Origin of the sequence: Nocardioides sp. (genome assembly GCF_035429765.1) — a bacterium.
In the GTDB taxonomy this organism is placed as follows: Bacteria; Actinomycetota; Actinomycetes; order Propionibacteriales; family Nocardioidaceae; genus Nocardioides.
Genome location: NZ_DAOMFK010000236.1, coordinates 1 through 4,335, shown reverse-complemented (window position 1 = coordinate 4,335; position 4,335 = coordinate 1). Strand labels below are relative to the sequence as shown.

Annotated in this window: 5 protein-coding genes; 3 read left to right on the top strand and 2 right to left on the bottom strand. The window is 74.6% G+C overall.

The window, feature by feature from the left end; genetic code table 11:
- The 3 genes from PLP61_RS15280 to PLP61_RS15270 all read left to right on the top strand — a co-directional run.
- A partial coding sequence (locus PLP61_RS15280) for a S66 peptidase family protein (protein WP_324503617.1) occupies positions 1 to 781 on the top strand: 781 nt, incomplete at its 5' end.
- Between the two features lie 121 nt (positions 782 to 902).
- Complete coding sequence (locus tag PLP61_RS15275; protein ID WP_324503616.1) at positions 903 to 2,354, top strand: DUF1800 domain-containing protein; 1,452 nt, start codon at positions 903 to 905, stop codon at positions 2,352 to 2,354.
- Between the two features lie 10 nt (positions 2,355 to 2,364).
- On the top strand, positions 2,365 to 3,675 hold the full coding sequence (locus PLP61_RS15270; protein ID WP_324503615.1) for a DUF1501 domain-containing protein: 1,311 nt from the start codon (positions 2,365 to 2,367) through the stop codon (positions 3,673 to 3,675).
- A 90-nt stretch (positions 3,676 to 3,765) separates the two neighbouring features.
- On the opposite strand, the gene PLP61_RS15265 is transcribed toward PLP61_RS15270, so the two are convergent.
- Together PLP61_RS15265 and PLP61_RS15260 are read right to left on the bottom strand one after the other, a co-directional pair.
- Positions 3,766 to 3,918, bottom strand: coding sequence for a hypothetical protein (locus tag PLP61_RS15265; RefSeq protein WP_324503614.1), 153 nt, complete (start codon positions 3,916 to 3,918; stop codon positions 3,766 to 3,768).
- A gap of 108 nt (positions 3,919 to 4,026) precedes the next feature.
- Positions 4,027 to 4,335: HD domain-containing protein (locus tag PLP61_RS15260; RefSeq protein ID WP_502889081.1), on the bottom strand; the 309-nt coding region annotated here is incomplete at its 5' end.

The following is a 4,335-nucleotide window of genomic DNA, read 5'->3' as shown; positions in this document are numbered from 1 at the left end:
CGAGGTGCTGCGCGGCTGGGGCCTGGACGTGCGTCCCCCCGACCCGCTCGCCCCGGACGAGCACGGCTGGCTCGCCGGGACCGACACCGCCCGCGCCGCGGCGCTGCAGAACGCCTGGACCGACCCCCGTGTCACGGCGGTGTGGTGCAGCCGGGGCGGGTTCGGCTCCCAGCGGGTCCTGGACCTGCTCGACTGGGGGGCCCTGGCCGCGGCCGGCCCGAAGTGGCTGGTCGGGTTCTCCGACGTCACCGCGCTGCACCAGGCATTCGCTGCGCGACTGGGCGTGGTCACCGTGCACGGCCCGGGCGTGGCCGGGCTCGCCGACGCCGACGAGACCACGACCACCGCGGTGCGCGCGCTGCTCATGGAGGGCGGCTCCCCGGTGCTCCAGGGACGGCCCGGCGGTGGCGGCGACGCGGAGGGGGTGCTGGTCGGCGGCAACCTCACGCTCCTGGCGGCGATGCTCGGCACCGCGGACGCCCGCCCGGCGCGGGACTCGCTCGTGCTGATCGAGGACGTCGCGGAGGCGCCGTACCGGCTGGACCGCGCGCTCACCCAGCTGCTGAGGGCCGGCTGGTTCGACGGGGTGCGCGGTGTCGCCAGCGGCAGCTTCACCCACTGCGGGGAGCCGGCCGTGGTCAGCGGACTGCTCCGGTCCCGGCTCGCGCCGCTCGGCGTCCCGCTCGTCCACGACCTTCCGGTCGGGCACGGGCAGGTCAACCTGCCCGTGCCGCTCGGCCGTCGGGTGCGGCTGGACGGCGACCGCGGCACCCTCTGCTGACCTCGGCCGACCTCGCCATTCGCCTGCGCCGGCCACGCCCGTGCTGCCATCATCGTCACTCCGCCGAGCCCCCGCGGGCGGGACGACGCACACTCCGGCGAGGAGGCCCCCAGTGTCGACCATGACCGACGACGCGCGCGCCGCCGCGGCCCTCAGCGCCCGCGACCGGCACCTCGCCGACCGGTTCAGCTACGGCTACACGCCGGGGCTGGCCACCCAGATCCGCCGCGCTGGGGGTGGCCGGGCCTGGTTCGAGAAGCAGCTGGCCCCCGACCGCGTCAAGGACGCCCCGGGCAACGCGGTCCGAGGCTGGTTCCCCACCCTGTGGTACCCGCCGACCAAGCTGTGGGAGCGCCACCAGAGCGGCGTGGCGCCGGCCTGGGAGGTGATGACCGACCTCGGCCGCTGGACGCTGATGCGCCGCGTCCTCTCCCACCGGCAGCTGCACGAGGTGATGGTCGAGTTCTGGTCCAACCTGCTGCACATCCCCCTCGGGGACGACGAGGCCTGGCCCTACCGGGTCTCCTACGACCAGATGATCCGCACGCACGCGCTCGGCCGCTTCGACGACATGCTGGTGGCGGCCACCACGCACAGCTCGATGGGGCTCTACCTGGACAACGCCACCTCCACCAAGGACGCGCCCAACGAGAACCTCGGCCGGGAGCTGCTGGAGCTGCACTCGGTCGGGGTCGAGTCCGGCTACACCGAGGAGGACGTGCTGGCCTCCGCCCGGATGCTCACCGGGTACCGGGTCGACCTGTGGTGGCCGGAGTTCCGCGCCTACTACGACCCTGCCGCGCACTGGACCGGGCGGATCCGGGTCATGGGGTTCACCCACAGGAACGCCAAGGCGGACGGACGCGCCGCCACCGAGGCGTACCTGCGCTACCTGGCCCACCACCCGGCCACCGCCAGCCGGCTGGCCCGGCGGCTGTGCGTGAAGTTCGTCCACGACACCCCGTCGCGTGCCCTGGTCAGCAGCGTCGCACGGGCCTTCACCCGCAGCGGGACCGACATCAAGGCCGCCCTCCGGGCGCTGGTCGCCCACCCCGAGTTCGCCTCCGCGCAGGGGCGGAAGGTGCGCACCCCCCTGGAGGAGACCACCGCCACCATCCGCGCCCTGCGGATCCTGCCGCAGCGCCCGGCCGACGACTCGTCCTTCGCCAACGCCATCTTCTGGGCGATCTCCGGGCAGGGGATGACGCCGTACGGCTGGCCCGCGCCGAACGGGTTCCCCGAGGTCAACCTCGCCTGGTCCAGCGCCGGCCGGGTGCTCGACTCGCTGAGCGTGCAGCGCAGCCTCGCCAACCAGTGGTGGCCCACCCAGGACGCGCGGTTCCCCTCCGACGCCTCGTGGCTGCCCGACCTGCCCGCCAGCTTCGGTGCCGTGGTGGACCACATGGCGCAGCGCCTGCTCGGCGAGCCCGCCGGTGACCGGCTCCGCGCGGCGGTGTCGGTGCGCACCGGCCTCGCGCTCTCGAGGCGGGTCACCGTCTCGGACCTGTCCGCCAGCCGGATCCGGCAGGTACTCATGATCATGCTCGGTTCGCCCGCCCACATGACCCGGTGAGGAGACGACGATGACGACCACCGGTGACCCGGCCGACCGCGCACGACCCTGCGGCTGCCCCGGCCCCTCCCTCAGCCGCCGGCGCTTCCTCGCCGGGGTCGCCGGCGCGACCGGCGCGATGACCGCCGCGAGCCTCTTCGGCGACACCTTCCGCCAGGTGGCCTACGGCGCGGCCCCCGGCGGCAACGTCGTCGTCGTGCTCTCGATGCGCGGCGGGTCGGACGGGCTGTCGATCCTGGTCCCCCGCGGGGCGGACCACGACTACCTCAGCACCATGCGTCCCGGCATCGTGGTCCCCGAGGGGGCCCTGCTGGGCGCGGACAGCCGGTTCGGCCTGCACCCGTCCCTGGCGCCGTTGCTGCCCATGTGGGACGCCGGGACCTTCGGCGCCGTCCACGGCGTGGGCCTGCCCGCCCCCAACCGCAGCCACTTCGACGCGATGGAGGAGGTCGAGCGGGCGCACCCGGGCTCGAGTGCGCGCGTCGGCTGGATCAACCGGGTGGTCGGTCTCGCCCCGGACGCCCGGCCCGAGGAGCAGGTGCAGCTGGGCGACAGCATGCTGCCGACCGCTCTCGCCGGCCCGGCCCCGGCGCTGGGCGCCAACGAGGTGACCGGCTTCCGGCTCCCCACGCTGGACTGGCTGGAGTCCGACGCGCAGGTGTCGGCGTCGCTCAGCGCCGCCTGGGCCGGGGGGCGCACCCCGCTCAGCGCCGCGGTGGACACCGCCCTGTCGGCCGTGGACCGGCTGTCGGTGGTGTCGTCGACCACCGACGAGCAGATGTCGGCGGCCAAGGCCACCTACCCGGACGGGCCGCTGCAGTCGGTGCTCGCGAACACCGCGCTGCTGATCAAGGCCGACATCGGCGCGAGGGTGGTGACCATCGACTACGGCGACTGGGACATGCACACCGGGCTGGGCAGCACCTCGCTCGCCGCGGACGAGTGGATGGTCAGCCACCTGGACCACTTCGCCGGATCGCTGGCCCGGTTCTTCGAGGACCTGGGACCGCACGCCGCCCGGGTGACCGTGGTGACCCTCAGCGAGTTCGGACGCCGCGTGGAGGAGAACGGCGACCACGGCGTCGACCACGGCTACGGCAACGCGATGCTCCTGCTCGGCGCGGGGGTGGACGGCGGCGCCGTGCGCGGGCGATGGCAGCCGTTGAGCGATGCGAGTCTCAACGAGGGGGACGTCCCGCTCTCGCAGGACTACCGCAGCGTGCTGGCCGAGGTGATGGTCAGCCGGTTCGGGCTCTCGGGGGGCCAGCTCGACACGGTCTTCCCCGGCTTCGCGCCGGAGGCCGTCGGCGCCATGCACTGAGCGCCGGGGCGGGGGGATCGGCGTACCGGGCCGCGCACGACCCTCTCCGGCGGGCGGCGCCACCCCCGTGAGCGCCGCCTCGCCGGCGGGTCAGGCCGCCGTGTGCGCAGTCTCGGCGGCCGGCCGGGCGAACACCCGGACGTAGTCCTCGATGGCCCTCGGGTGGATGTGGATGCGTCCCTCGACCTGCCAGTACGGCAGGACGCCGACGGTGCACAGCCGCCACGTCCGCCACACGCTCATGTCCAGCACCCTTGCTGCTTCCCTGACCGTCATGTCGACTCCCCGAGTGTCGGCCGCTGCGTCCCAGCGGCTGGTTGCCATCACCTACTCGACGGGCGGGAGGGCGGTTCATGACACGGTCGGCGGGTAAATGGTCCCCCCGGTCCGGCCGGGTGGCCCGTCCGGGCCATCCCGGCGCACCAGCCCGGCCACCTCCCGGGAGAGGTTCGCCCGGGCCCGTGGCTCCCAGTGCTCCCGGGCGTACGCCGTGTGGAACAGGACCGGGCGCGACAGCAGGTCGTCCAGCAGGGCGGCCCGGCCGGCGCGGAACGCCACCTCGGGGACGGCGGCGTACTCCCGACGCACGTCGGCGGCGTAGGCGTCGTACCGCCGGGCGGGCGCGGCCAGGACCGCCAGGTCGGCGTCGCAGAGCGCCAG

Excerpts from the sequence above, each read along its gene's own strand:
- PLP61_RS15275 (WP_324503616.1), top strand. The coding sequence starts at position 903 with ATGACCGACGACGCGCGCGCCGCCGCGGCCCTCAGCGCCCGCGACCGG.
- PLP61_RS15270 (WP_324503615.1), top strand. The coding sequence starts at position 2,365 with ATGACGACCACCGGTGACCCGGCCGACCGCGCACGACCCTGCGGCTGC.
- PLP61_RS15265 (WP_324503614.1), bottom strand. The coding sequence starts at position 3,918 with ATGAGCGTGTGGCGGACGTGGCGGCTGTGCACCGTCGGCGTCCTGCCG.